This window comes from Synechococcus sp. N32, assembly GCF_900473895.1.
Classification (GTDB): Bacteria; Cyanobacteriota; Cyanobacteriia; order PCC-6307; family Cyanobiaceae; genus Parasynechococcus.
Genome location: NZ_UCND01000014.1, coordinates 102,034 through 124,302, shown reverse-complemented (window position 1 = coordinate 124,302; position 22,269 = coordinate 102,034). Strand labels below are relative to the sequence as shown.

The 22,269-nt window shown below is 60.0% G+C and carries 32 protein-coding genes and 1 tRNA gene; 16 read left to right on the top strand and 17 right to left on the bottom strand.

Annotation, left to right across the window (positions count from 1 at the left end; all coding sequences use genetic code 11):
* Positions 1-92: 92 nt before the first annotated feature.
* The gene (locus tag DXY35_RS07970) at positions 93-1,283 is read right to left on the bottom strand and encodes an FAD-binding oxidoreductase (protein ID WP_115081853.1); all 1,191 of its coding nucleotides are present in this window, start codon (positions 1,281-1,283) and stop codon (positions 93-95) included.
* A 161-nt stretch (positions 1,284-1,444) separates the two neighbouring features.
* On the opposite strand from DXY35_RS07970, the gene DXY35_RS07965 reads away from it, so the two are divergent.
* On the top strand, positions 1,445-1,966 hold the full coding sequence (locus DXY35_RS07965) for an SRPBCC family protein (RefSeq protein WP_115081852.1): 522 nt from the start codon (positions 1,445-1,447) through the stop codon (positions 1,964-1,966).
* A 126-nt stretch (positions 1,967-2,092) separates the two neighbouring features.
* Here DXY35_RS07965 and DXY35_RS07960 read toward each other — a convergent pair.
* Together DXY35_RS07960 and DXY35_RS07955 are read right to left on the bottom strand one after the other, a co-directional pair.
* A tRNA-Glu gene (locus tag DXY35_RS07960) sits at positions 2,093-2,165 on the bottom strand.
* 47 nt (positions 2,166-2,212) lie between these two features.
* Positions 2,213-3,364 (bottom strand): histidine kinase, encoded by a 1,152-nt coding sequence (locus tag DXY35_RS07955; protein WP_006850655.1) that lies wholly within the window; start codon positions 3,362-3,364, stop codon positions 2,213-2,215.
* A gap of 108 nt (positions 3,365-3,472) precedes the next feature.
* Here DXY35_RS07955 and DXY35_RS07950 point away from each other — a divergent pair, with 108 nt between their 5' ends.
* The 3 genes from DXY35_RS07950 (at position 3,473) to pepN (ending at position 7,361) form a co-directional block, all read left to right on the top strand.
* Positions 3,473-4,060, top strand: a complete 588-nt coding sequence (locus tag DXY35_RS07950; protein ID WP_114988554.1) for a hypothetical protein — start codon at positions 3,473-3,475, stop codon at positions 4,058-4,060.
* 223 nt (positions 4,061-4,283) lie between these two features.
* Positions 4,284-4,583: a cAMP phosphodiesterase gene (locus DXY35_RS07945; RefSeq protein WP_244273022.1), complete on the top strand. Its 300-nt coding sequence runs from the start codon at positions 4,284-4,286 to the stop codon at positions 4,581-4,583.
* Between the two features lie 174 nt (positions 4,584-4,757).
* Positions 4,758-7,361 carry an aminopeptidase N gene (gene pepN, locus DXY35_RS07940; RefSeq protein WP_115081850.1) on the top strand — a complete coding sequence of 868 codons (2,604 nt, stop codon included), beginning with the start codon at positions 4,758-4,760 and terminating at the stop codon, positions 7,359-7,361.
* Here pepN and DXY35_RS07935 read toward each other — a convergent pair.
* From DXY35_RS07935 to DXY35_RS07915, 6 genes are all read right to left on the bottom strand, one after another.
* Complete coding sequence (locus DXY35_RS07935; RefSeq protein WP_115081849.1) at positions 7,351-7,560, bottom strand: transcriptional regulator; 210 nt, start codon at positions 7,558-7,560, stop codon at positions 7,351-7,353. The genes pepN and DXY35_RS07935 overlap by 11 nt on opposite strands.
* Positions 7,561-7,640: 80 nt before the next feature.
* Positions 7,641-7,910 (bottom strand): hypothetical protein, encoded by a 270-nt coding sequence (locus DXY35_RS07930; protein WP_115081848.1) that lies wholly within the window; start codon positions 7,908-7,910, stop codon positions 7,641-7,643.
* 8 nt (positions 7,911-7,918) lie between these two features.
* Entirely contained in the window at positions 7,919-8,116 is a 198-nt protein-coding gene (locus tag DXY35_RS07925) for a hypothetical protein (RefSeq protein WP_244273020.1), read from the bottom strand.
* 93 nt (positions 8,117-8,209) lie between these two features.
* Positions 8,210-8,446 carry a hypothetical protein gene (locus tag DXY35_RS12465; RefSeq protein WP_137006733.1) on the bottom strand — a complete coding sequence of 79 codons (237 nt, stop codon included), beginning with the start codon at positions 8,444-8,446 and terminating at the stop codon, positions 8,210-8,212.
* 76 nt (positions 8,447-8,522) lie between these two features.
* Positions 8,523-8,690, bottom strand: coding sequence for a DUF4278 domain-containing protein (locus tag DXY35_RS07920; RefSeq protein WP_136987602.1), 168 nt, complete (start codon positions 8,688-8,690; stop codon positions 8,523-8,525).
* Between the two features lie 258 nt (positions 8,691-8,948).
* Positions 8,949-9,341 (bottom strand): hypothetical protein, encoded by a 393-nt coding sequence (locus tag DXY35_RS07915; protein ID WP_115081845.1) that lies wholly within the window; start codon positions 9,339-9,341, stop codon positions 8,949-8,951.
* An 84-nt stretch (positions 9,342-9,425) separates the two neighbouring features.
* On the opposite strand from DXY35_RS07915, the gene DXY35_RS07910 reads away from it, so the two are divergent.
* Entirely contained in the window at positions 9,426-10,157 is a 732-nt protein-coding gene (locus DXY35_RS07910; RefSeq protein ID WP_115081844.1) for a peroxiredoxin-like family protein, read from the top strand.
* 58 nt (positions 10,158-10,215) lie between these two features.
* On the opposite strand, the gene DXY35_RS07905 is transcribed toward DXY35_RS07910, so the two are convergent.
* Positions 10,216-10,755, bottom strand: a complete 540-nt coding sequence (locus tag DXY35_RS07905) for a rhomboid family intramembrane serine protease (protein WP_115081843.1) — start codon at positions 10,753-10,755, stop codon at positions 10,216-10,218.
* Positions 10,756-10,799: 44 nt separating this feature from the next.
* Here DXY35_RS07905 and DXY35_RS07900 point away from each other — a divergent pair, with 44 nt between their 5' ends.
* The gene (locus DXY35_RS07900; protein WP_115081842.1) at positions 10,800-12,335 is read left to right on the top strand and encodes an NAD(P)/FAD-dependent oxidoreductase; all 1,536 of its coding nucleotides are present in this window, start codon (positions 10,800-10,802) and stop codon (positions 12,333-12,335) included.
* Positions 12,336-12,378: 43 nt separating this feature from the next.
* A complete protein-coding gene (locus DXY35_RS07895; protein WP_114988545.1) occupies positions 12,379-12,579 on the top strand; it encodes a hypothetical protein in 201 nt (66 codons plus the stop codon).
* On the opposite strand, the gene DXY35_RS07890 is transcribed toward DXY35_RS07895, so the two are convergent.
* Complete coding sequence (locus tag DXY35_RS07890; protein WP_115081841.1) at positions 12,570-12,836, bottom strand: DUF6737 family protein; 267 nt, start codon at positions 12,834-12,836, stop codon at positions 12,570-12,572. The genes DXY35_RS07895 and DXY35_RS07890 overlap by 10 nt on opposite strands.
* A complete protein-coding gene (locus tag DXY35_RS07885; RefSeq protein ID WP_115081840.1) occupies positions 12,814-13,422 on the bottom strand; it encodes a PCC domain-containing protein in 609 nt (202 codons plus the stop codon). The genes DXY35_RS07890 and DXY35_RS07885 overlap by 23 nt, the downstream gene beginning before the upstream one ends.
* An 85-nt stretch (positions 13,423-13,507) precedes the next feature.
* Between DXY35_RS07885 and DXY35_RS07880 the strand changes: the two genes are divergently transcribed.
* On the top strand, positions 13,508-13,744 hold the full coding sequence (locus DXY35_RS07880; protein WP_115009451.1) for a CopG family transcriptional regulator: 237 nt from the start codon (positions 13,508-13,510) through the stop codon (positions 13,742-13,744).
* Between the two features lie 10 nt (positions 13,745-13,754).
* Here the strand turns inward: DXY35_RS07880 and DXY35_RS07875 are convergent, their stop codons facing one another.
* Positions 13,755-14,828: a transporter substrate-binding domain-containing protein gene (locus DXY35_RS07875; RefSeq protein ID WP_115081839.1), complete on the bottom strand. Its 1,074-nt coding sequence runs from the start codon at positions 14,826-14,828 to the stop codon at positions 13,755-13,757.
* 356 nt (positions 14,829-15,184) lie between these two features.
* On the opposite strand from DXY35_RS07875, the gene pdeM reads away from it, so the two are divergent.
* The 5 genes from pdeM to DXY35_RS07845 all read left to right on the top strand — a co-directional run bounded on the left by pdeM (position 15,185) and on the right by DXY35_RS07845 (position 18,410).
* The gene (gene pdeM / locus DXY35_RS07865) at positions 15,185-15,859 is read left to right on the top strand and encodes a ligase-associated DNA damage response endonuclease PdeM (protein WP_115081837.1); all 675 of its coding nucleotides are present in this window, start codon (positions 15,185-15,187) and stop codon (positions 15,857-15,859) included.
* A gap of 77 nt (positions 15,860-15,936) precedes the next feature.
* The gene (locus DXY35_RS07860) at positions 15,937-17,313 is read left to right on the top strand and encodes a hypothetical protein (RefSeq protein WP_371681759.1); all 1,377 of its coding nucleotides are present in this window, start codon (positions 15,937-15,939) and stop codon (positions 17,311-17,313) included.
* A 2-nt stretch (positions 17,314-17,315) separates the two neighbouring features.
* Positions 17,316-17,885, top strand: coding sequence for a 4'-phosphopantetheinyl transferase superfamily protein (locus DXY35_RS07855; protein WP_115081835.1), 570 nt, complete (start codon positions 17,316-17,318; stop codon positions 17,883-17,885).
* Between the two features lie 28 nt (positions 17,886-17,913).
* A complete protein-coding gene (locus DXY35_RS07850; RefSeq protein WP_115132105.1) occupies positions 17,914-18,111 on the top strand; it encodes a hypothetical protein in 198 nt (65 codons plus the stop codon).
* Positions 18,081-18,410, top strand: a complete 330-nt coding sequence (locus DXY35_RS07845; protein ID WP_371681755.1) for a hypothetical protein — start codon at positions 18,081-18,083, stop codon at positions 18,408-18,410. Before DXY35_RS07850 ends, DXY35_RS07845 begins: the two co-directional genes overlap by 31 nt.
* A 274-nt stretch (positions 18,411-18,684) precedes the next feature.
* On the opposite strand, the gene DXY35_RS07840 is transcribed toward DXY35_RS07845, so the two are convergent.
* Positions 18,685-19,083 carry a hypothetical protein gene (locus DXY35_RS07840; protein ID WP_115081834.1) on the bottom strand — a complete coding sequence of 133 codons (399 nt, stop codon included), beginning with the start codon at positions 19,081-19,083 and terminating at the stop codon, positions 18,685-18,687.
* Positions 19,083-19,382 (bottom strand): hypothetical protein, encoded by a 300-nt coding sequence (locus DXY35_RS07835; RefSeq protein WP_115081833.1) that lies wholly within the window; start codon positions 19,380-19,382, stop codon positions 19,083-19,085. Before DXY35_RS07835 ends, DXY35_RS07840 begins: the two co-directional genes overlap by 1 nt.
* Positions 19,383-19,415: 33 nt before the next feature.
* On the opposite strand from DXY35_RS07835, the gene DXY35_RS12695 reads away from it, so the two are divergent.
* The 3 genes from DXY35_RS12695 to DXY35_RS12455 all read left to right on the top strand — a co-directional run bounded on the left by DXY35_RS12695 (position 19,416) and on the right by DXY35_RS12455 (position 21,278).
* Positions 19,416-19,553: a hypothetical protein gene (locus tag DXY35_RS12695; protein ID WP_170950558.1), complete on the top strand. Its 138-nt coding sequence runs from the start codon at positions 19,416-19,418 to the stop codon at positions 19,551-19,553.
* Positions 19,554-20,210: 657 nt separating this feature from the next.
* On the top strand, positions 20,211-20,735 hold the full coding sequence (gene dcd, locus DXY35_RS07825; protein WP_115081831.1) for a dCTP deaminase: 525 nt from the start codon (positions 20,211-20,213) through the stop codon (positions 20,733-20,735).
* A 339-nt stretch (positions 20,736-21,074) separates the two neighbouring features.
* Positions 21,075-21,278 (top strand): hypothetical protein, encoded by a 204-nt coding sequence (locus tag DXY35_RS12455; RefSeq protein WP_137006731.1) that lies wholly within the window; start codon positions 21,075-21,077, stop codon positions 21,276-21,278.
* A gap of 2 nt (positions 21,279-21,280) precedes the next feature.
* Here DXY35_RS12455 and DXY35_RS07820 read toward each other — a convergent pair whose 3' ends face one another.
* Both DXY35_RS07820 and DXY35_RS12690 read right to left on the bottom strand, forming a co-directional pair.
* Complete coding sequence (locus DXY35_RS07820) at positions 21,281-21,571, bottom strand: 2Fe-2S iron-sulfur cluster-binding protein (RefSeq protein WP_041435043.1); 291 nt, start codon at positions 21,569-21,571, stop codon at positions 21,281-21,283.
* 272 nt (positions 21,572-21,843) lie between these two features.
* A complete protein-coding gene (locus DXY35_RS12690) occupies positions 21,844-22,206 on the bottom strand; it encodes a hypothetical protein (RefSeq protein WP_170950557.1) in 363 nt (120 codons plus the stop codon).
* Positions 22,207-22,269: the final 63 nt, after the last annotated feature.

Below are 22,269 nucleotides of genomic sequence, written 5' to 3'. Positions count from 1 at the left end.
GGCGTCAGCCTTTGTTGCCAACCCAAAAAAAAAGTCCACCCCTCGGGGTGGACTGAAAACGATCGTTGGCTGATGGATCAGCTAGTGATCGATCAATAGGTTTCAACGTGCCAACGGTCAGCCTTTTTGAGCTGGGGACGCAGTTCGGCCCAGTCGAGCCCCTTGGCAGCCGCGGCGGCGGTCATGGCTTCGTCGATGCCCGGCTCCATACCGCGCAGACCGCACATGTACACGTGGGTCTTGGGGTCTTCGATCATCGCGAAGATCTCTTCAGCGTGCTCCAGAACGCGGTCTTGGATGTACATCCGGCCGCCCTTGGCGTTTTGCTGTTCGCGGCTGATCGCCTTGGTGTAGCGGAAGTTGTCGGGATACTCCTTCTCGTAGTGGAGGAAGTCCTCGTCGTAGAGCAGGTTGGCGGTTTTGGGTGCGCCCATGAACAGCCAGGCTTTGCCGCGGAATTTCCAGCCGTTGGCCTCCTGTTCACGGGGCTCGAACATGCGACGCAGGTAGGTGCGCATCGGAGCGATGCCGGTGCCCGTCGCCAGCATGATGATGTTGGCGTCCTCGTCGTCAGGCAGGAGCATCTCCTTGCCGACAGGACCAGTGATCTTCACCTTGGTGCCGGGTTCGATGTCGCACAGGTAGGTGGAGCAGACGCCATAGATCTGCTCACCGGCGTCGTTCTTGTACTCGAGCTGGCGAACGCAGAGGGAGACGGTGTTGCCCTCCAGGTTGTCGCCGTGGCGGGTGCTGGCGATGGAGTACAGGCGCAGCTTGTGGGGCTTGCCGTTGGCGTCTTCCCCTTCGGGAATGATGCCGATGCTCTGGCCTTCGATGTACTTCAGCTGCGGGTCGCCGCCGGCCAAATCAAAGGTGATGTGCTGCACACGGCCGATCGCACCGTCCTTCAGCAGGGAGTAGTTCTCCGTGACCGTGCCCATGAACGGTGTTTTGGGCTTGTAGGTGTTGACCGGAACGTCGGCGTGGGGCTTCTTCTTCGGGGCGCTTGACGTCACGGCTTTCTTGGCGGTTTTTTTGGCGGTTTTTTTGGCAGGTGCCGGGGTGGTGGCGACAGGAGAGGCTTGTCGCTCTACTTCCTGACCGTTCACAGACAAGATTTTGGCGCCAGAGGCACCCAATCGTTTGAAAAGTGCGGAAAACTGGTTCATCCCAACGGTGTAGGTCTGAACCACAGACGGTTGTGAGCCGACATGGGGACCACTTGCCACCACAGTGAACAGAACCTCATTGCAGTGCTCTGTCGCTGCATTGGACACCCGCATTGAAATCACCTGCCATTGGTGGCGCGACTATAGGCGTGGCCTTTGATTTCACACAAAAAGGTTGCTGTTCGGAACAGAATCTGATCTGATCTAGGCGACCTCCTTAAGATCCTCTGGTTCGGCCCCTCATCTCGGCGTCTCTTTTGGTTTTCCCCCAGACAATGTTTGGACGAGGGCTTCAAACCTCCGCAGATTCAGGGACTGCGATTGAGCAGACCATGGAGCGTCTGCCCCAGGGGACGCGGCGTCTGGCCGCTGAACTCAAATCCTCATTGCCCGTTCAGCTGCTCTGGGATGTGCTGACGGATTACGAGAATCTCTCCCGATTCATCCCCAACCTCAGCACCAGTGAGCTGATTCAGCGCCAGGGTCAGACGGTGCGTCTTCAACAGGTGGGCAGTCAGCAGCTGCTGGGACTTCGCTTCTCAGCCCAGGTTCAGTTGGAGCTCACGGAATACCGACAGGACGGACTGCTGAAGTTCCGCATGGTGAAAGGTGATTTCCGACGTTTTGAAGGGTCCTGGCAGATTCGTCAGCGTCCCGATGGCAGTTCGCTGCTTTATGAGCTGACGGTTCAAGGCTGCCTTGGCATGCCGATCGGTCTGATCGAGGAGCGGCTGCGGGACGACCTCTCCAGCAACCTCAACGCCGTTGTGCAGGAAGCACACCGCAGAAACAGCTGAACAAGCGGCGAGGGTGCAGCCGATTCAATGCAAACAAAATGATTGGGTGTTTTAGGGCTTAAAAAGCGCCAAATCACTTGAATTTGTACTCAATTCATCACCAAAACGAGTCTGGTAATGACGTCATACCCCCAAGGGGATTCGAACCCCTGTCGCCTCCGTGAAAGGGAGGTGTCCTAGGCCTCTAGACGATGGGGGCGAGGCCGTAATCAGCGAGCGATCTGTGCTCCTGATCACTTGTGAACACTAGGGCTTGGTCGGACCCTCCGTCAAGACAGCTTGACCCCATTCGACACCTTGTCCTTGCCAGATCGGCACCGTGAAGGTGAAGCAGGCCCCTTCGCCGGGGTCAGAAACCACCCAGATCTTGCCGCCGTGCACTTCAACGATGCGGCGGCAGACCGACAGCCCCACGCCGTAACCGGTGGTTTGGTCGGAGGTTTGCGGCAGCCGCACCCGATCCAGAAAAATTCGCTGCTGTTCCGTTTCCGGAATGCCCGGGCCGCTGTCACAAACGCTCACCTCCACCCGCTGGCTGGTGCGGTGCAGCATCGTGAGCGAGATGTGCCCGCCGTCATTGGTGTATTTCAGGGCGTTTTCGAGCAGATTCAGCAGCACCTGGCGCATGCGGCGCTGATCGGCGAAAACCTTGGGCAGGTCAGCGGGAATGTCGGTTTTGATTTCGACGTTGCGCCCCAGCCACAATTTTTCGAGCTCAAGGATCACTTCGGCTGAAACGCTGGCCAGGTCAAGCCGTTGTGGATTGAACAGGGTTTCCCATCGGGTGGTGCCCACCTCCAGCAAATCTTTCGACAGCGCCTCCATCTCCTGCAGGCGGCGGGTGATCACATCCTGAAAGCGATCCATGTCGATCTGGCCCAGCTTCTGGCTTTGCAAGGCCAAAGCCGCTGCCGTGAGTGGGGTGCGCAGTTCGTGGGCCACCATGCGCAACAGGCGTTCCTGGGCGCTGACGCGATCGATCAGCGTTTCGTTCTCCTGGCGCAGCACCAGCAGCTGATCCTCCAGCTGAAGTTCCTTCTGGGTGCGACTGCCATCGAGTTCGGTGGGCCTGAGGCTGAGGCCAAGGCCGCTCACCACCCCATCCTGTTTCCAGCGGGGCACCCATCCTTTGAGTTGCTGAAGGATGTTGCTTCCCGCGAACACCTGCTTGGGGTTCGGCGCCAATTTGATCAGCGCTGGCGTCACCACGAGGCGATGCAGCTCAAGCAGTTCGGGTTGCTGGGCGGGATCGGCTACTTGCAGGGTGACTTCGAAGCCCAGGTCTTCCCGTTCCAGGAACTGCACCAGCGATCGGAGGTCCTGACCCGACAGGTGATGTCGAGCAGCCACCAGCAACAGCTTCAGGGTTTGCCGTGTCTTGGGAGCGTCCTTGACCACGCGGACTGCAAGACAGCAAAAACCGACGCTCACCTTATGGGTTTTTGACTGCGCCGCCAGCAGCGCTAAGACGAACAGGAACACTCCGTTGCGTCATTGACGCGGTCCATGTCGCTTTTTTCTGCGCAAAACCGTGTTCCTCTGACCGTTCCCGGCGGAGTGGCTGCCCAGCCTTCGATTCAGGTGGATAGCAACCTGCGCCGCTGGTTCAGCCGCAATCTGGGCTTGTGGCGTTCCCGGCGGCAATACACCTTCAGTGACGACCAGGTTCTCCATTTGGACATGAACCTGAAAATGGAGGCGTTCGCACACCCCGAGGTGGGTGAGAGCCGCTACCGCTTCAGCTGGTGGTCTGACCAGGAGGACCAGCATTCCGACGAATTCTTTGCCCGCAAGCCCTGGTTTGAACGTAGTGGCGTGATGGAAGCCACGTTGTGGGGCCATCAACTCCAGAGAAGCCGCGGTTATTTGACGGGAGACCCGGTGCGCACCCGGCTGCGTCAGGTGGATGAGCACGAAACCATCCTCGAATCCCACTACCAGCAGTGGGACATCCTTGAGCACATTCGCCTTGTCGATCAGGATCGCTACCGCTACCGCGCCATCTACAGCTGGGAGAACGGTGATCTCTCGATCGTTGAGCACCACCATGAGATTCGAATGTCCGATCCCCTGCCACTGATCGAGGACGACTAAACGGCGCCGTTGTGCTGATGGCCCAGTTCAACAACCGCGCCTGAGCTTCGGCCAGCTTTGGCATGGGCGGTAAGTTGCGAAAAATTTGACGCTGCCGGGACCCAAGGTGATTCGTCGTTCATTTGCTGCCGCAGCTCTCGTGCTGGCTGCCCCCTTGCTGTCACCGGCAACGGCTCTGGCTCAAGCTCAGGCCTCCAAGGACAAGCCCACTCCTGCCACGGCCATGGAGGTCAACACCTATGGCGTGATGTCGATTGCCACCTTCTGTGAGGCGAGGGCGCAGAAGATCGAGTTCAACAAGTCTTTGGCCGTGGCTCTTGCTGGTCAGTTGCATGTCATTTATGGCAAGCACGGTGGTTTGCTTCCCGGCACCAAAGACCCTTTGCCTGAGAAGCAATTTCTCAACAATGCAGGATTCATGATCGTTGGTGGTGCGCTGAAGTTCTGCCCTAAATCAGTTCCCGCTGCAGAAAAAGCACGCTTTGAAAAGGCTGCTGCTTCGTTGAAGCCTTCGAAAAAATAAGATCTTCCCAGGCCCTAACGATTGAAAACGTCTGGCCTGTTGAGGTCAGGAGTTTTCTTGTGTCTGTTCCTCTGCTCTGATGCCGTTGCTTGCTTGATGGTCGGCAGCTTGGCTGAAACGTCCCGGTTTTGAGCGTCGTCCGTCAGGATCGTTCGGTCCTCGCGTGGTTCAGCCATGACTGCAGCTGCTTCGATTCGTCTGGCGGACTACACGCCGTGGGCCTTTGAACTCCCTTCCATCGCCCTGGACGTGAACATCCAGGACGACCATGTCCTCGTTGCCTCCAGGCTCAGCCTTGAACCGCTTCGGCCTGGAGAGCCCTTGGTGCTGTGCGGCGTTGATCTGGCGATCGAATCCCTGGTGATCGACCAGTCGCCTTTATCGTCCGAGGAGTACAGCTTTGCCGACGGACGTCTCACCATCCCCAACGTTCCGGGCCAGCCGTTTGTGCTGGAAACCCGTTGCTGTCTGGATCCCTACTCCAACAGTTCGCTCGAAGGCCTGTACGCCAGTGGTGGTCTGCTGAGCACCCAGTGCGAGGCCGAGGGATTCCGGCGCATCAGCCTGCACCCTGATCGTCCGGATGTGCTGAGCCGCTGGCAGGTGCGGATTGAGGCCAGCCGCAGCAGCTGCCCTGTGCTGTTGAGCAATGGCAATGCGGTTCAGGAGGAATCCGTCGGCGCTGATCGTCATGCGGTCACGTGGGATGACCCCTTCCCCAAGCCCTCCTATCTGTTCGCCCTGGTGGCCGGAGACCTTAGGGAGATTCGTGATCACTACACAACGGCGTCGGGCCGCCAGGTCACCCTGCGCTTGCATGTGGAGGAGGGGGATGAACCCTTCACGGCCCATGCCATGGCTTCGTTGAAACGATCCATGCAATGGGATGAATCGGTTTACAACCTTGAATACGACCTGGATGAATACAACATCGTCGCCGTCCGACACTTCAACATGGGCGCGATGGAAAACAAGAGTCTGAATATTTTCAACTCAAAGCTTGTTCTGGCGGATGCGGAAACAGCCACCGATGCAGAACTTGAACGCATCGAAAGTGTGATTGCCCATGAATACTTTCACAACTGGAGCGGAAACCGCATCACCTGCCGGGATTGGTTCCAGCTGTCGCTCAAAGAAGGCCTGACGGTGTTCCGTGATCAGTGCTTCACCGCAGATTTGCATTCGGAGGCGGTGAAGCGCATTGAGGATGTGGCGATGTTGCGCAACACCCAATTCCGTGAGGATGCTGGCCCGACGGCCCACCCAGTGAAGCCAGCGGAATACCAGGCGATCGATAACTTCTACACAACAACCATCTATGAAAAAGGTGCGGAATTGATCCGCATGCTGCGCACCCTGCTGGGACCCGAGCGGTTCATGAAGGGAATGGAGGTTTACGTGCAACGCTTTGACGGCACGGCCGCCACGACGGAAGACTTCGTTCAGGCGATCGCCGATGGTGCCACCAGCCAGGGCGAGCCGCTGGGCTTTGATCTGGACCGTTTCAAGCGCTGGTACCACCAGGCAGGAACACCGGAACTCAGCATTGATCGGCAGTGGAACCCCGAATCGGGTGAGCTCACGGTCGACTTGCACCAGGCGACGCCTCCGACGCCGGGGCAGGCGGACAAACAGCCCCTGGTGCTGCCGGTTGCCATGGCCCTGGTGGGTGAGCAAGGCCGTGTTGGTGAGGAGCAGCTTCTGGTGATGGAGGCTGAGCGCGCCAGCATCACCCTGCAGGGCCAGCCTGGCGACACCCCCCCTGCCCTTTCGGTGCTGCGCCGCTTCTCGGCGCCGGTGCACGTGCGTCTCGAGCAGCCGCTGGAGGAGTGCCTGCAACTGTTGGCTTCTGATGATGACCCGTTCTGCCGCTGGGATGCGGCCCAGCGCCTGGCACGCCAGGTGCTGTTGGCGCGGGCTGAAAACGAGCCGAAGCCTGCCGTGGAAGCGGCGCTGATTCAGGCCCTTGATCAGCGGATCTGTGCCTACGACGGTGGTGATGGCATGGATCTGGCGGCGCTGCTGGCGCTGCCGGGCATGGCGGAACTGGAGGCGTTGCAATCCCCGGTGGATCCGCTGGCGCTGGATCAAGCCTTCCGGGCGTGGACCCAGGAGATGGGCGTTCAACTGCAGTCGTCCCTGCGTCGACTGCTGGAGCTGGCCCGGGCTGACTGGACCCTGGCTTGGCCGGCGGGTCAGGGCGGCCGGGCCCTGACAGCCTTGGCCTGGCGCTGGCTTGTCGCGGCTGGTGATGCCACGGTTCAAGCGGAGGCATTGGCTGCTGTTTCCGGCCCCACGATGACCCTGGCACGGGGAGCCCTGCGGGCCTTGCTGCCGCAGGAAAGTGCTGAGCGTGAGCAGGCGATGGCGCTGTTCTACGACCGTTGGCAAGACAAGCCCGTGATCCTGGACGCCTGGTTTGCGATGGAGGCATCAGCCCCCAGGTCCAACGCGTTGGAGCGCGTTCAACAGCTGCTGGAGCACCCGCGCTTCGATCCCTTGGCGCCCAATTCCCTTCGCGCTGTTCTCGGTGGATTCACCGCCAATGTTCAGGCGTTTCACGCCATCGATGGCAGTGGTTACCGGTTCATGGCGGAGCAGATCGCAGCGGTCGACTCCCGCAATCCGATCACCGCATCACGGATGGCCAAGGTGTTCAGTCGCTGCGGCAGTTACGGCTCCGAGCGCCAGAAGGTCATGCGTCAGGCCATCGACCAGCTGGCCGCCAAACCTTTGTCGGCGAACACCGCTGAGGTGGTGCAGTTGCTCACGACGTGACCACCACCAGCACGATCACCGCGATCAGCAGGATCACCAGCCAGCGTTTTGCGTTGCTGCGCCGCCTGCTGTGCGGTGTGGACCGTGCAGCTCGGCTACCGGCCGCAAGGCCGCAGTTCTGACAGACCAGCCGCCCGGCCATGGATCGGTCGGCACGAAACCGGCGGCTTCCGCAGTTCTGGCAGACGGTAACGGCCAAGGTCTCTCGATCAGCGCTTCACTAGCTTGCCTGGCGTAAGCCAGTGAGCCAGTGAGCCAGTGAGCCAGCCAGTCAGTTAGTCAGTCCCGTTGCCAGCCATCGCAGCCGGCTTTGGCGCGTTGGCGCTTGGTGCGCCGGTAGCTCTCGTTCTGTTCGGCCAGAGCATCACTCGCCGCAGCGACAGCCGTGCTGTCCTTGCCTTCCGCAATGATCAAACGGTTGATGGCCATGGCGTTGCCCAGGCGATTCAGCACCTGGTCGATCAAGCGACACTGATCAAATTCAGCGCGCCCCGCAGCCGGGATCCCCAACAGGATCAGGCACCAACACGCAGCACGCCAGCCTTTCATCGATCAGCTCAGGGGCTGTAGGTGATGGTGCACTGATAGCGGCTGCTGGCTCCCACATCAATGCTCTTGCAGGTGGTGTTGGTGATCGTTGCCCCTTTCGGGATCACCCGCATCGCCTCAGCGGTGGCGAACTGCTCGGACGGCCCTTGGGCTGTGGCCCGCTTGCCACCGGCAAGAGCCATGGATCCCAGAAGGAGGCTGGCCATCAACAGCGTTGCGTTTCGCATCGTTAGGGCCGGAAGGGGGGGCTTCTCCTTTCGGTTTACACAGAACGCTTCCAGGTGACAGCCGTCCTGAGTTCAACAGCCACCCCGGCACCAGCGTTGGCGTTGCGGCCTTGGTGCAGCGTTGGCTTCGCTGGCTGGAGTCGGACCAGGGATTGGAGGTGGCGGCAACAACGCTGCGGGCTGAACGGGAAGACGTCGCGACCCCCATGCGGCATCGAAGGGAACCACCACGAGGGGGATCGGTTCCGCACTCTTCGCAGGCCAGGCCAAAGCACAGGACGCGATCAGGACTGTGATCAGAACTCTCATCGCGCCATTTTTGCCGATCCTGCGGCGTCATGCCGTCATGTCGGTTGCATTCTCAGTGCCCAAGTCCAATGCCTTCTCAGACTTTGGAGTAGGAAACGCCGCGGTAGGTGAGAGCAACGCTATTGCGAACGGATTTGATCTGTTCAGCCCGATAGCTTTTGCCCATGTATTTCAGTTGGATTGTTGGCCGCGTCGATACTGCTTCTGTTTTTGCATATTTGTTGCCCAAGAAAGTGAGTTCCATGGAGTGAATAGGGATGAGTAAAAACTTGTTGAGTTCTACGTTCTCACCCGAATGCAGCAAGGTTCCGCTTGATACCTTGCTCTTTAGTCATTGTTAAGACTGCTTCAGCTTGATACAAGTTCTGCTCTTAACCCTGTCCTGGTAGGAGAAAGGGATTGATTCGACTTGTGGGATTTTGTGTTTGTTGATGTGAAGCCGTTGAAATATTTGTTGGTTTTGTGTGCGCTGTTGAACTTGTCTTGATTGATTCTCTCAGGCTTAAGGCTTGGAGCGCTCCTCTGTTTGCGCTTTGCTGCAGCGTTGGCATGCAGAAATCCTGTCTTTGTGGTGTTCCGGCAGCGTCAGCCGGAATGGGTCCACGTCAAATTCGTAGCCACAGGAGCAGCGGGCATGGAATTTCAGTTTTTTCGCTTTTTTGAGTCGCTTTAAAAGGGTGACGTTGCCAAAAACTTGATCGGGCTTGAATCGCTCCAGCTTGGTGCGTTCCTCCGGTGCATGCTTGACCCGGGCCTTGTGCAGGGCGTTGCGCACGGAGTTTTCGCTGCCTTTGCCCAGGATCTTTGGGATCTGCAGGATCGATCGCCCCTCCTGCAGATACAGACGCTTGATCTCCTCGATCTCAGCACTTGTGAAGCCAGATTTCTTGCCCACCTGCTCCCTGCCTTTGATTTGAGTCTCTCAGGCGGTGCGCAAGCGCCATCCACGTTCTCGGAGGCGAAATGTCAGCCTGTCGGGATGATCCAACTCGACCCACTGCTGCTACGGCTGGCCGGAGTTGCCGGCATGGAGAGCGGCTGCAAGCGCCTTGTTGTTGTGCAGGGCCAGCTGGGGGATTTCGACTCGATCGAATACGCCCAGGCGCTGGTGCCAAGGCTGCCCCAGTTGGCGGCGCTTGGGGTCAAGGTTCAGCTGTTCGGCATTGGCAACGCCGCCAGTGCCGAACGCTTCGCGGCCTTCACAGGGTTTCCCCTGCAGCAGCTGATCGCCGATCCATCACCCCAGCTGCATCAGGCCCTGGGGTTGGAGGCCGGCCTCAAGCTCCCCGGTGGGCCCTGGCCTGGTTTTCTGCTGATGTGCGCCGGCGTGGGTTCGCCGGGCACCCTGCGCGAGGTGCTGCGCGGCTACACCGGAGATCGCTCGGCGGCCCAGATCTTCGACGACGAAGAGTGGGTTGAAGCCTTTCCTCTGCCGCGCTTCCGGGGGGCTCTGTTCCGCCAGGCCGGTGGTGCTGGGTTCCAGCGACCGTTTGAGCTCGCCACCAAGCGTTTGCGCAACATGAATGAAGTGCTCCGCAACTGGCGCACCTACGTGCCCTGTGACGACTACATCACCCAGCGCGGCGCGACCGTGTTGCTCGACGCCGATGACAGCGTGATCTATTGCCACCGCGATCAAAGCCTGCTCGGCTACTCCGCCACCATGGAACGCCCCTTAGCGTTTCTCGATGAGGTTCTGGCCGAGGGCTGAGTTCAACTGGAGGTGTTCAATCAGCTGTCTTCAACTGGCTGTCTTCAATTGGCTGTCTTCACCTGGCAGTGGGCTCGCGATACACCGCAAGAGCCGCCACAAGGCCGCCGATGAATCCTGTGCTGTGGCCGATCCAGCTGACGCCAGCGGGTGAGACACCGGGGATCAAGGCGATCAGGGCTGAGCCGTAAAGCCAGAACGCCACGAGGCCCAGAGCGATGGAGAGGATGCGGCGTTCCAGCCAGCCGATCAGCAGCAGGTATCCCAGCAGTCCGTACACCACGCCTGAGAGTCCATGGCTGCGGGCGGGCCAGAACAGGGCCACCGGAATGTTGATCAGCAGCACCGACAGCCAGACGCTCAGGTAATCGCGCATCCCCCGGCTGAGCACAAGCCAGCTCAGGGGTAGAAACGCCAGGCTGTTGGAGATCAGATGCCCGAAGCCGGCATGGCTGAATGGCGCTGTGATCACCCCCCACCACGGTTGATCTGGCCCCATCGGCAGGTTCCACTGCCCCGCAAACAGCAGTTGGTCGATCAGCTCCTGCCCCCAGGCCAAGGCCAGGATCAGCAGGGGAAGCAGCAGTCGAGTGCGCATCGTCTTGCGCCAATGACCACAATGATGACGCGGATGCTGAGCGGATGATCAGAAGCGACGTCGACGTTCTGGTGATCGGCAGCGGCATCGGCGGACTCTGTGCCGCAGGTTTGTGTGCCCGCGCCGGCCGTGAGGTGCTGGTGCTGGAAGCCCATCACCAACCCGGTGGAGCCGCCCATGGCTTTCAACGCCAGGGGTATCACTTCGAATCCGGTCCATCCCTCTGGAGTGGCCTGGGGCCTTGGCCAAGCAGCAATCCCCTGGCCCAGGTGTTGCGCGCGCTGGGGCAGACCGTGGAGGTGATTCCGTATCGCAGCTGGGATGTGCTGTTGCCGGAAGGGGATCTGCGCATCGCCGTTGGGCACGACGACTTTGAGGCCGTGGTGCGCAGCCTGCGCGGCCCCGAAGTGGCCGCCGAATGGCGGCGTTTTGTGGAGGCGCTTCAGCCGATTGCCGCCGCTGCCGATGCTTTGCCCTTGCTGGCCCTGCGGCCTGGGGTGGATGGCATGGCGCAACTGCTGAAGCGCGGTGGACGTCTGCTGCCGCATCTTGCGGCGATGCGTCACCTCTCCGGTTCTTTTGGGCCCCTGGTGGATCGTCACCTCAGCGATCCTTTCCTGCGCCATTGGGTGGATCTGCTCTCCTTCCTGATCAGCGGCATGCCGATGGGAGACACCAACGCCGCAGCCATGGCCACGCTGTTCGGCGAGTGGTTTGAGCCGGATGCCCATCTCGACTATCCCGTTGGCGGCAGTGCAGCGGTGGTTGAGGCCCTGGTGCGTGGCTTGAAAGCTCACGGCGGCAGCCTGCACACCGGCAAGGCGGTTCAGCAGCTGCGGGTGGAGGGGGATCGTGTGGTGGGTGTGACGTTGGCCGATGGAACGCAGATCGCGGCGCGGCAGGTGATCTGCAATGCCGACATCTGGTCCACCCTGGCTCTGCTGCCGGAGTCCGTGGCGCCGAAGTGGCAGCGTCAGCGCCAGGCCACGCCGGCCTGCAACGGCTTCCTGCATCTGCATCTGGGCTTTGATGCCACGGGGCTGGAGAATCTGCCGATCCACACCGTCTGGGTCGACGACTGGGAGCGTGGGATCGACGCCGAGCGCAATGCTGTGGTGCTGTCGATTCCGTCGGTGTTGGATGCCTCGATGGCACCGGCCGGTCGCCATGTGCTGCATGCTTACACACCGGCCAGCGAACCCTGGGAGCTCTGGGCTGATCTGGAGCGCGATAGTGCGGCGTATCAGCAGAGAAAACAGGAGCGATGTGCTGTGTTCTGGCGGGTGCTGGAACGCCGTATTCCCGACATCCGCGACCGCTGTGAGCTGATCATGGAGGGAACGCCGCTGACCCACAGCCATTTCCTCAATGTTCATCAGGGCAGCTATGGCCCTGCCCTTTCAGCAGCTGAAGGTCTCTTCCCGGGCGTGACGACGCCCCTGGCCAATTTCTGGCTGTGTGGTGCCAGCACCTTCCCCGGGATCGGCATTCCACCCGTCGCGGCGAGTGGTGCCATGGCGGCCCATGCCGTCCTCGGCCGGGAGACGCAAAACAGTCTGCTGCGGGAGCTGGAGCTTTGAAGCAGCTGCGTCATAACCTCCTTTTGGAACGCCGACGCAGTTCATGACTTCCAACGCCCGGATCGATTCGCTGCAGCTGATGCTCACGGATCTGCGCATGCGCAACGAGCCGATCCGTCACAAAGCGGCGTTTCGTGGTTGCCAGCCGGAATTTCAGGCGTTGGTGAGTCGTTTGATCGAGCAACTGGAAGGCGAACTGCTGGATGAGAAGCAGCGCTCCCGTGAAGCCTCACGTCAGGCCTGATCTGCGGCCGACCGGTAGGCGGCGGGCACGAGCACCAGAAACAGCAGCCACCAGGCCAGTACGCCCAGGCTCAGGGGAAGGCTGATCCAGAGGCGGTGCAGCAGCGCCCAGGACCCGCCGACCATCAGCATTCCCGTGGAGAGGATCGACCAGGGCTGGCACCACCAGGGTTTCATCGACCAGAACGGTGGCTGTGCCGAGAGTGGCTGCTCCAGAGACTTCTGCTCCGGCTGATCAGCGGAGGGCGTCGAGTTCACCGGCGGCTTGCATGGCGGCGAGATCGTCGTAGCCACCAATCACCGATCCGTCGATGAACACCTGGGGGAAGGTGGTCATCCCACTGCGCTGCTGCACGGCCTGGAAGGCTGCGTCGTCGTTGATGGTAGTGACGGTGTGGGGCAGATCCAGGGTTCTCAGGATGCGTAGGGCGCGGCTGCACCAGGGGCATCCCGGCAGCACGGCGATCTCAATCCTTGGAGCTGCTGCTGCTGTCTGACGCTCGGGGCGGCCTTCGCGTTGCTCCAGCACGCCAATCAGCAGATCGACGCCCTTCTGCACGATCGTGCCGGGCTCCAGGTGGCCTCCCCACACCTGACAGGCCCCATCCGAGAGGCTCAGGTGCAGGTGCACGCCCTCGGGGGAAAAGGTTCCATTGAGGGTGATCACCTCAAGATCGCCCTCCAGCACGGTGGGCTCTGCCTGGCCGGGGCACTGGAACGACGCCTTGGTCAGGTTGCCGACCACGCCGAGCACAAAGCCGCTGATGCCGTCCCGCTGGGCCAGTTCTTCGAGGCTGAGGCGCAGATCACTGCCGGGAGCAAGCTTCAGCGGCAGGGATTGCATGGCGCCTCATAAAGTGTGTCCAAGATTACGCAATCTTGTCTAGCACGATATCGTTTATTTTATGTGAGCATATTTTCACGAAATCGTGTCTCTCCTTCAGGATCTGGTTCAGGAGTTGCAGCAGCGGATTGAAGGCCAGGCCGCGGCTCCCAGCACTGCTGCGGTGGCGGACGCCGCCGGCTCCGAGCGCATCAACGTCACCCTGCCCCGCGGGGTGATGGATGACCTCAAGCGTCATGCCCTCGCTGAAGGTCGCAGTTGCGGCAATCTGGCCGCCTATCTGTTGGAAGAGGCCCTGCGTCGTCATCGCCCGCTGGGCTGAGGTTTCCGTTTCAATCCAGCAGCCGGTTGGCAATGGCTGCAACCTTCCCCTGCCGTTGCAATTTGAGGATGGAGACGTCCATGGGCGTGCGCAGGGGGCTGCCCGGTTTGATCACGAAGCCGTAGGTCTCTTCCGAAAGGCTGAAGGGGGCGAGGCGCAGGGCGAGATCGGGATTGTTTTTGAGGTGGTAGCGAATGGCCGGTCGATCAAAGATCAAGGCATCAGCCTTCTGATTAACCAACAGTTGAACGGCGCTCCTGAGGTTGGTGGCGCTAACGATCCGCATGTCTCCGCGTTGGGCCAGCTCCATGCCACTGGTGCCCTCCACCACAGCAACCCGACGCCCGTTCAGTTGTGCAGGAGCGCTGATGCCTGATTCGGTGGCACCGGAGAGGAACAGGGTGAACGCCGAGGCAAGGCTGGCGGTGAGGGACGACACCGCGATCAGGGAGATCACCATCCAGGCACCGGTGATGCCCCGGCCGGTTCGTGTGATCGGCGCTTTGTCGCCGTAGCCCACCGTGGTCAAGGTCACCAGGGCGAACCACATGCCGCTGCTGATGCCCGGTAGCCAATCCCGCGGAAATTGCTCACTGTTGCGGTTGCGTTCAGCCAGCCAGATCAGGCTGCCCACCACCAGCAGAACGCTGATCAGCACCAGCACCGAGGAGATCACCGCCCAGCCGAAGAACACCTGAACGCGGCTCAGGATCGAGGGCGGGCGCATCGGCAGCAACACCCCGGATTTGCCCAGGTAGTAGGGCTGGGTGAAGTCAATGCCCGGCATGGCCAGGCGGCGTGAGGTGATGCTGATCGGGCCCACCAGTACGTCGATCTCGCCGTCATCCACCGCCTCAATCCCGGCTTTGGGGGAGGGCTGCTCCAACAGCTCGTAGCTGAGGTTGTTGTCTTCGGCGACGCGGCGCCAGATGTTGAGGCTGATGCCGCTGAGCTGATCGCCGTTCTTGATCACGAAGGGGGCCGATCCACTGATCCCCACCTTCAGTTGATTGGCCTGCAGGGGCAGTGCGTTGCCGAAGCAGGCCAGCGCGAGAACGACGGACCAGCGCCGGACGCCTCGCATCAGCGCTGTTCCAGACGACGCACGATCACGGCCATTGCCGCCAGGGAACCCGCCAGCGCGATCAGCAGGGCAATGGTCATGGAAGAGTCAGGTCAACGATGGTGCGCTCAGGTTGGCATCCCTCGCCCCAAGCAGCCAGTCGGCCACTTCCATCCTCAGGGCGTAGGCACATTCGAAACGGCCTTCCTCTTCCAGCAGGCTCAAGCGTTGTTCGAGCGTGCACAGGGTTGAACTCGCGACCTGGTGTGGACCCTTGCTCCGCGCCACAATGAGTCTTCTGGAGGCCCCCGAAGCTTGCGGCACGACGTCAGTCATCCAATCCAGCCAGCGCTACAGATCTGCGATCTGCACCGTTCATGACCGCATTTGAGTGGTCCTGGGGCGACAGCCCACTCACGTTCCTGCCCCAGCGGGCCCTGTGGCGGGCTGAGGGTCAGGAGCTGTTTGTTGCCGACCTGCATCTCGGCAAGGCCGAGGTGTTCCAGGCCCATGGCATCCCCATGCCCAGCGATGGGGATCAAGGAACCCTGAATCCGCTGCTGGAGCTCTGCCATGCTTGGTCACCGCAGCGGTTGTTTGTGCTGGGTGATCTCGTGCATGCCCGGATCGGCATCACCGCTTCCCTGCGCGAAACCCTGCTGGCGCTGCCCGATCTCTGTGGTTGCCCGGTGGTGCTGATCGGTGGCAACCATGACCAGGACAGCTGGATTGAAGGCTTGCCTCAGCAGCCTTCTCAGCGTCTGGGCCATCTTTGGTTGAGCCACATGCCCGAACGGGTGCCGGAGCCGGGGTTGTTGAACGTGTGCGGTCACCTGCACCCCACCACCCGGATTCGCAGCCGTTCCGACCAGTTGCGTTTGCCCTGCTTCGCCTTTGATCCGGATGGGCCGCGTCTGGTGATTCCTTCGTTCGGGCAGTTGACGGGAGGCCATGACTGCGGCGAGCGTTACCAGCAATGGCTGGTGGCCGAAGGCTCCATCGTTCCTTGGTTCGATCCAATCCCCAACAACCGAGAGCGAAGGGTCGCGTGACTCAGCCTGCAGCGCCGCGACCCCGACCCCGGCCCAAGCGCAGGATCCGTCTGCGCAAGCGCTGGCTGTTGCTGGCCATGCCGTTTGTGGTGTTCGGCGGCCTGATCGCCTTGGCGCCTGTGGCACCTGAGCGCTCCGAGCTGCAGGAGCAAGCTGTTCGTTCGGCCCAGCAGCGCGGCCGGGATGCTGGGCCGTTCCGCTACATCCCCGACGATGAGGTCTACGCGTTGGACCTCGACCCACGGAGGGTGCGCTTCGGGCTGCTGGAGGGTTGGGATCGCGAACAGGACGCCTACCAGGACAGCGCTGCCCTGGCCTACGTGTCCGGCCCGATGTACGAGCGCCATGTGGACGACGATGGCCGCGAGATCACGGTTCCCCTGGGGGATCTGAAATTCGGCAAGCAGGTTTGGCGCGGACGGAACCGCTCGGCGTCACGCCAACGGGCCTTCGTCGGCATCCGCCACGACGGCAGCATTGATTTCGGCTACGGGGAGCTCACCGATGAGCGCAGCCGCACCTACGACACCTTCATCGGCGGCCTGCACAGCCTCTACAACGACATCGAGGTTCCGCCGGAGAGTTACAAGGGGGCCTACAGCATCAGCATGGGCCAGCGCATCCGCTACTACCTGCCGCGGATCCGCATGGTGATGGGCCTGCGTCAGGACGGCCACATGGAGGTGCTGATGAGCCGTGATGGCCTCACCCTCGAGCAGACCAAAGACCTCGCCCGTCGCCGGGGCTATCTGGCGGCCTACATGCCCGACCATGCCTCGAAGAGTCGTTTGATCATCCCTGGGGTGAAGGGCTTCACCGAAGAAGACGCCAACTGGATCAGTGGCGGTGCCACCAGCTTTGTGCATGTGCCCTACCTGCTGCGGTTGAGCCCCCGCCAGATCCCCCTGCAGGGCAATCTGATTGCGGCGCTGACGCCCAAGCTGGCGCTGGATGAAGGTTGCGATGGCCCGCTCGACTGTGTGTCGTCCTTCGGCAATCACCTCGCCGATCGCGCTCTGGCGGGCCTGAACCGGGTGATGGAACAGGGCGTGGAACCCCTGGCTCGGATGATCTGGGGGCCCGCTAACAACCTCACCAAGCCGGGTTTGCCCGCGGATGCCGACGACCGCAGCGTCGATCTGGACCGTGCACCCCTGAGGGAACCCCCGATCACGGCGGATCCTTTGGTGTTGCGCGAGCCAAAGGCTGTGATCCGGGAGCCGGAGCCGGCTGAACTCGGTTCCGATGACAGCTCAGATGCCAGCTCCGATGACAACTGGACAGAGCCGCAGCTGTTTGTGCCGTTGCCCCCCGATCTGCCGCCGCCGATTGTGCTCGATGAGCCGATGCTCAACCCCGCCGAGGTTCTGCTGGATGAGCCAGCCCCATCGGTGATGCCGCCGCCAGCTTTGCCGCCCCTGCCGCCGGTGCCCGTGCCGCCTGTTCAGGATTGAGCTTGGATGCCGTTTGGTCCTGGTGGTCGATCCCCAGCACGCAACGTCGGGTGTTGGTGGCCCATCTCGCTCAGCCCCCAACGCGCGCTGAGCAGCGGGCCTTGAGCGACAGCCTCACCTGCCGGCTGTTCGCCGATGCAGGCCAGATGGTTGCTGCGGATGACATCGGCCGCACGATCTACGGCAAGCCGCAGCTGCGCAATTCCCCGCTGCACCACAGCATTTCCAACACCGGCTCCCTCAGCATCGGCGTGGTGGGGCCAGATCCGATTGGCATCGATGTGGAGGCGCTGGACCGGCCGTTGCGTGTGGCGTCTGACCTGCTGACGCGGCGCATGTTTGCTTCGGCCGCTCAAGCGACGGACTGCCTGGAGCATTGGACGCTGATTCAGGCCTGGACGGCGAAGGAGGCTGTGTTGAAGGCAGCGGGTTTAGGGCTGGGCGGCGGACTGGCGAACGTGACCATGGCTCCGGACGGGGCCGTGGCATGGCTGCATGGTTCGCGTTATTCGCTCCGCCTCTGGACCCAGGAGGGCTTCAGCGTTGCGGTCGCTGAGGGCATCCGTGGCTAGAGGAAGGGATGGAGCATCGAGCAACAGCGTGAGATCTCTTTTGCAGCAACGTCTCGCTAAGGCCAACAACTTCCAGAAGGCGTTGATCACGTCTCTGCTCGCCTGGGTGGCTCTGGGGGTGTGGAGCTATCTGATCGTCGTGCCGATCCTTTCGGCTGTGGCGTTCCTCTGGCTCGGGGTGACGGGCTGGCTGGTGTGGCGGATCTGGCGCAAACCCGTGGGCTGAGATATGCAATTGCAGTTCAGCAACTTAGAGTTCCGGCCGGTTTTGGTTCGCGTTCGGTGGAATTCACGGTGGTGATTCTGAGTGAGCAGGTTGGCTCATACCCAAAAATCAACTGGACGGAATGGAAAGATCGCAACCGCAAGCAGATGAAGAGTCAGGGCGATGTGTGGTCGATGGCAACACTGTCCGGAGCCACAATCTGGGATTGTTTGGATAACAACAAGATCGACCGGCTCCACCTTGTGCAGTGGAAACCAGTTGACGACACGATGTATCAAGTGAGCCTGCCGCGCCGCTGAGATTGAACTGGCAACCAACGGTTTTTTGATATTTAATTAATCACAAAAAGCACCTGTTCGATTCGAGCAGGTGCTTTTTGATTGATGCTGAGGATCAGTCTCTTCTCTTTAGAGCAGGAAGAGGAAAATCACCGTAAACATGGAACCCAGCAGGAAGATCGAGTCCTCCTTGCGGTTGATGTCAAAGGGCTCGTGGGGCTCTGGAATCATGGGAAGAGCTGTTGAAGCCGGCAAGCTAAAGGACTCGGCTGTTCGTTGGCGGTTTGATGCTGTTTCAATCGCGCCAATCCCTGAGCCGAGCTCCATTCCATCGCTCACTCGATAACACCTCTTGGAGTTGATCCACTGCAGACTGCTTTGCAGCATTCCAGTCGTGCTCTAAGAATCTGATCAGATATTCGTGCTGAATGCCTGAGCCTCTTTGCCTTGATGTGATGATTGAAACGTCGTCGTAGGTGATGGGGAAGGGGTTGCCAGCTGGTGCTCCGAGGGCAGCCTCTGAGGCGAACAGCAGGAAATCAAAAATCACTGGATTGAAATATTCTTCGCTTTCATCCAGATCCCCACAAGCCAGCATTTGTTCTCTGGTTTGTGGTGTGTAGGTCACAAAAGAAAAGCAGCAGGGATCATCGGTGGCTTGCAGGTAGAGCCCTTTGAACCGACGCTTGCTCATCAATCAGCCTGCCGCCAGACGGGAGAGTTCGGATCCCAGACGGGTTTGGCGTAGGTGCCCTTCAATTGCCGTTGAGGCTGATCGATGCCCAGTTGGCCATGGCATTGGCTTGCAAATTCAATCGAGTTTTTGTGGTAGTCCTTCCAGGGCACCAAGGTTTTGCCATTCCAGATTGGCGGTAAACCTGTTTCTTTGACCATCTGATCAAAGGCGTCAAAGTGGGCCTGGAGTTGTTCGTTACTGAGCACAGCTTCTGGCTGCGGCACCTTTAGAGCCTGTTTGAAGGGTGCGCTCTCCATGCATGCTTCAAAGCGCTTTGTGAGTTCCGCTTGATGGCTCCAGGCTTTCTGTTGGACCACTCCAAGGACAACGAGGCCAATGAGCAGGAGGCCAATCCCGATGATCGCGCTGAGATGACCCGCCGGCTCTCTGGTGTTGTCCATCGGCTTGCTCCCCCCAGCCAAGCCTAAGAAGGCATTTTTTCTCCGGGGCTCACCACCGTCGGGTTCACCCGAGCAGAATGGAACCCCTTGTGATCGCCTGCGGATGCGAGTGCTGCTCACGGCTCTCCTCTCACTCGCTTCTTGTGCGCTGGTGTTGGCGACTGGGGCGAAGAGCACAGAGCGTTTCACGACCCACATCGGGTCTCGGCTGCCGCCAGCAGAGATGGGTTGCGTCCAGTTAGGGCACGTTCAAACCGATGAGGGGCGACGGCTGAAGGTTTTCAAGTGTCCGGTCTGATCAGCCGTTGGCCGGCTTGGTCAGCTTGTAGAGGTTCAAGGCGAAGAGGGCCATGCCGAAGCTGCCGAAGGCGATGAGCAGGTCTTGGGTTGTGAAGGCCACGACTCTCGTTACAAAACTTTGTTGACTAATGTAACGGAGGCACAGTGATGCGTCGTCAAGTCGTTCGAGGGGGCTGTGGGCGGTCCTCTTTTTTTATGACCTACCCCTTTGGTGCCATCAAGACAGACCTCGAAAAAGCCTTCCGGCTTCCCGACGCCCCACCGCTTGAGCAGCCTCAGAAACAAGACGTTGCCGAGCTGAGCGAGTCAGAACGGTCGACAGTTTTGTTTGAGCACCCTGGCGTCTGAGTTGTCCATACTCATGGCCCAGCAAGGGATTGACCCATGACGGTGCTTGGACGTCAGGCCATTCTTCAAGCGATTGACGACGGCCTGATCGCAATCACGCCCTTCAATGCCGACCATGTTGGGCCGGCATCGGTGGACCTCACCCTCGGGTCCACATTTCGGGTGTTCCGCAAGGTGCATGAAGTGATCGAAGTGCGGGATCACACCGACTACCGCGAATGCACCGACAAGCTGGAGATCCCCGAGGGCGGGCACATCCTGATCATGCCGGGGGAGACCGTGTTGGGGATCACCCGCGAACGGGTCCGGCTCGGCCGTGGCCTTTGCGGTTGGCTTGAGGGCCGCAGTCGCTTTGCTCGTCTGGGGCTGATGGTGCACATCAGTGCACCGTTCATGGGGCCGGGGATCGACAGTCAGCAGGTGCTGGAAATGAGCAACTTCGGTCCGGCTCCACTGGCGGTGGTGCCGGGCACACTGATCTGTCAGTTCATCTTTCAGCGCATGGATGGTGAAGAGCACTACGCGGGCCGCTTCGCTGGGCAGAGCCAGAGCAGTTTTTAGGAGGGTCGACTTTCGTCATCCTGATTACCTCTTTTGAGAGGAATTACGAAACTCAATGTTGGTATCAAGCCATCAACTCCCTGCACCGCAGCGGGTTTACATAACTCATCGGAGATGTACATCCTTCGCAATGTTCGCTCTTCCGATTCTCTTTAGGTTCGCTCTGTTGGCGTTCGTCGGGGCAACCGTTGCATCTGTGGCTAAATCCAAAAAAGATTTTGCTTTGCTCGCTGGTGTTTTTCTGCTGGGTCTCGGAGCCCTAGAAGCAGTCCTTGCTTTCTTTGGTGTCTAAGCCTGAAGAAGAGCCTTGCTGGGCAAGCGAAGCCACGACCTTGGAAGGTGGCTTTTCCGCTCAGTGCAGGTGCAAATCAACTGGAGAGTGATGGCGATATTGGCGGCCTTTTGCTTGGTGAATTCAACCTGGGCCAAACAGGTGCTTGCGGAATTGACTGGTTTGGAACTGCTCAAAAAAAAGGGGGAACAGGCGTTGATTGTTCCCCAGCGGCAGTCTCCGGACTTGAATCTCGAAGATGGGGCTATTGAGCTCAGAGCTCTTCTTCTGCTTCTCCTTTGATCTGGCAATCACTTGTTGGGTAAGCCACGCAAAGCAGGGCAAAGCCTTTGGCGATCTGTTCGTCGTCCAGGAAGCTCTGATCCGACTGATCCAGAGAGCCACTCGAGAGCTTGCCTGCGCAGGTGGAGCAGGCACCGGCTCGGCATGAATAGGGCAGATCAGCACCAGCTTCTTCTGCAGCATCAAGGATGTATTGATCGTCGGCACAGGCAAAGCTGGAAGAGCCTTCCGATGTGGTGATCGTGATTTGATACGAAGCCATTGGTTTCAATCAATGCATGCGTCAATCAAAAATCCAATTGGATGCCTTCGCTGATGCATTCAAGGAAGACTTTGGGATCGATGTAGCAAGTCATACCGGATTGATTTTTGATGTTCTTGATCACTGATTTTGCAGGTCAGATTGATTGCTCTTTGGGGGGGTAATCGCTCAACTCAGAACACCCCGGTTGCACTCAAGCAAATCAGGGTTGTGGCGAGCAGCACCCAGCCCACCAGCTGAAGCCATTGCTTGAGTGGAGTTCCCATGGCTTGTCAGTCGAGTGGGTCGTCCCAAAGCGGTGGTTCATCAAATTCTTCCAACAGCGAGTTGGCTTCTAGCTCCTTGCCGGCCAGCAGCAGTTGAATCACTTTATTCCAGATGAATCGTGTCAGGCGTTCTGCCTCCTTTCCCTGATGCCCGGTCTTGAACTTGATCGGAGGCACATCACCTGTGTCGTCGTGAAATCGTGAGATGAGCGACACAGGATTTGGCGCATCAACTGCTCCGTCGTAACGCTCCTGGTTCGACGGTTGACGTATCAACTGACTCCGTTTGTTCGCACACGTTGAAAGCCAAACAAGGCCTCGCCATGGGTAACCCAGCAGCGCATGCTCGAAGCATGCAACCCAAAACATCGGAAGGCTTAGAGGTTCTCGCGGCTGTTGTTGTCACCGCCGGCCTGGTGGCAGGCAACCTCG

Excerpts from the sequence above, each read along its gene's own strand:
- DXY35_RS07970 (WP_115081853.1), bottom strand. The coding sequence starts at position 1,283 with ATGCGGGTGTCCAATGCAGCGACAGAGCACTGCAATGAGGTTCTGTTC.
- DXY35_RS07965 (WP_115081852.1), top strand. The coding sequence starts at position 1,445 with ATGTTTGGACGAGGGCTTCAAACCTCCGCAGATTCAGGGACTGCGATT.
- DXY35_RS07950 (WP_114988554.1), top strand. The coding sequence starts at position 3,473 with ATGTCGCTTTTTTCTGCGCAAAACCGTGTTCCTCTGACCGTTCCCGGC.
- DXY35_RS07945 (WP_244273022.1), top strand. The coding sequence starts at position 4,284 with ATGGAGGTCAACACCTATGGCGTGATGTCGATTGCCACCTTCTGTGAG.
- pepN (WP_115081850.1), top strand. The coding sequence starts at position 4,758 with ATGACTGCAGCTGCTTCGATTCGTCTGGCGGACTACACGCCGTGGGCC.
- DXY35_RS07930 (WP_115081848.1), bottom strand. The coding sequence starts at position 7,910 with ATGAAAGGCTGGCGTGCTGCGTGTTGGTGCCTGATCCTGTTGGGGATC.
- DXY35_RS07925 (WP_244273020.1), bottom strand. The coding sequence starts at position 8,116 with ATGGCCAGCCTCCTTCTGGGATCCATGGCTCTTGCCGGTGGCAAGCGG.
- DXY35_RS12465 (WP_137006733.1), bottom strand. The coding sequence starts at position 8,446 with ATGAGAGTTCTGATCACAGTCCTGATCGCGTCCTGTGCTTTGGCCTGG.
- DXY35_RS07920 (WP_136987602.1), bottom strand. The coding sequence starts at position 8,690 with ATGGAACTCACTTTCTTGGGCAACAAATATGCAAAAACAGAAGCAGTA.
- DXY35_RS07910 (WP_115081844.1), top strand. The coding sequence starts at position 9,426 with ATGATCCAACTCGACCCACTGCTGCTACGGCTGGCCGGAGTTGCCGGC.
- DXY35_RS07905 (WP_115081843.1), bottom strand. The coding sequence starts at position 10,755 with ATGCGCACTCGACTGCTGCTTCCCCTGCTGATCCTGGCCTTGGCCTGG.
- DXY35_RS07900 (WP_115081842.1), top strand. The coding sequence starts at position 10,800 with ATGATCAGAAGCGACGTCGACGTTCTGGTGATCGGCAGCGGCATCGGC.
- DXY35_RS07895 (WP_114988545.1), top strand. The coding sequence starts at position 12,379 with ATGACTTCCAACGCCCGGATCGATTCGCTGCAGCTGATGCTCACGGAT.
- DXY35_RS07885 (WP_115081840.1), bottom strand. The coding sequence starts at position 13,422 with ATGCAATCCCTGCCGCTGAAGCTTGCTCCCGGCAGTGATCTGCGCCTC.
- DXY35_RS07875 (WP_115081839.1), bottom strand. The coding sequence starts at position 14,828 with ATGCGAGGCGTCCGGCGCTGGTCCGTCGTTCTCGCGCTGGCCTGCTTC.
- pdeM (WP_115081837.1), top strand. The coding sequence starts at position 15,185 with ATGACCGCATTTGAGTGGTCCTGGGGCGACAGCCCACTCACGTTCCTG.
- DXY35_RS07860 (WP_371681759.1), top strand. The coding sequence starts at position 15,937 with ATGCCGTTTGTGGTGTTCGGCGGCCTGATCGCCTTGGCGCCTGTGGCA.
- DXY35_RS07840 (WP_115081834.1), bottom strand. The coding sequence starts at position 19,083 with ATGAGCAAGCGTCGGTTCAAAGGGCTCTACCTGCAAGCCACCGATGAT.
- DXY35_RS07835 (WP_115081833.1), bottom strand. The coding sequence starts at position 19,382 with ATGGAGAGCGCACCCTTCAAACAGGCTCTAAAGGTGCCGCAGCCAGAA.
- DXY35_RS12695 (WP_170950558.1), top strand. The coding sequence starts at position 19,416 with ATGGCTCCAGGCTTTCTGTTGGACCACTCCAAGGACAACGAGGCCAAT.
- dcd (WP_115081831.1), top strand. The coding sequence starts at position 20,211 with ATGACGGTGCTTGGACGTCAGGCCATTCTTCAAGCGATTGACGACGGC.
- DXY35_RS07820 (WP_041435043.1), bottom strand. The coding sequence starts at position 21,571 with ATGGCTTCGTATCAAATCACGATCACCACATCGGAAGGCTCTTCCAGC.
- DXY35_RS12690 (WP_170950557.1), bottom strand. The coding sequence starts at position 22,206 with ATGTTTTGGGTTGCATGCTTCGAGCATGCGCTGCTGGGTTACCCATGG.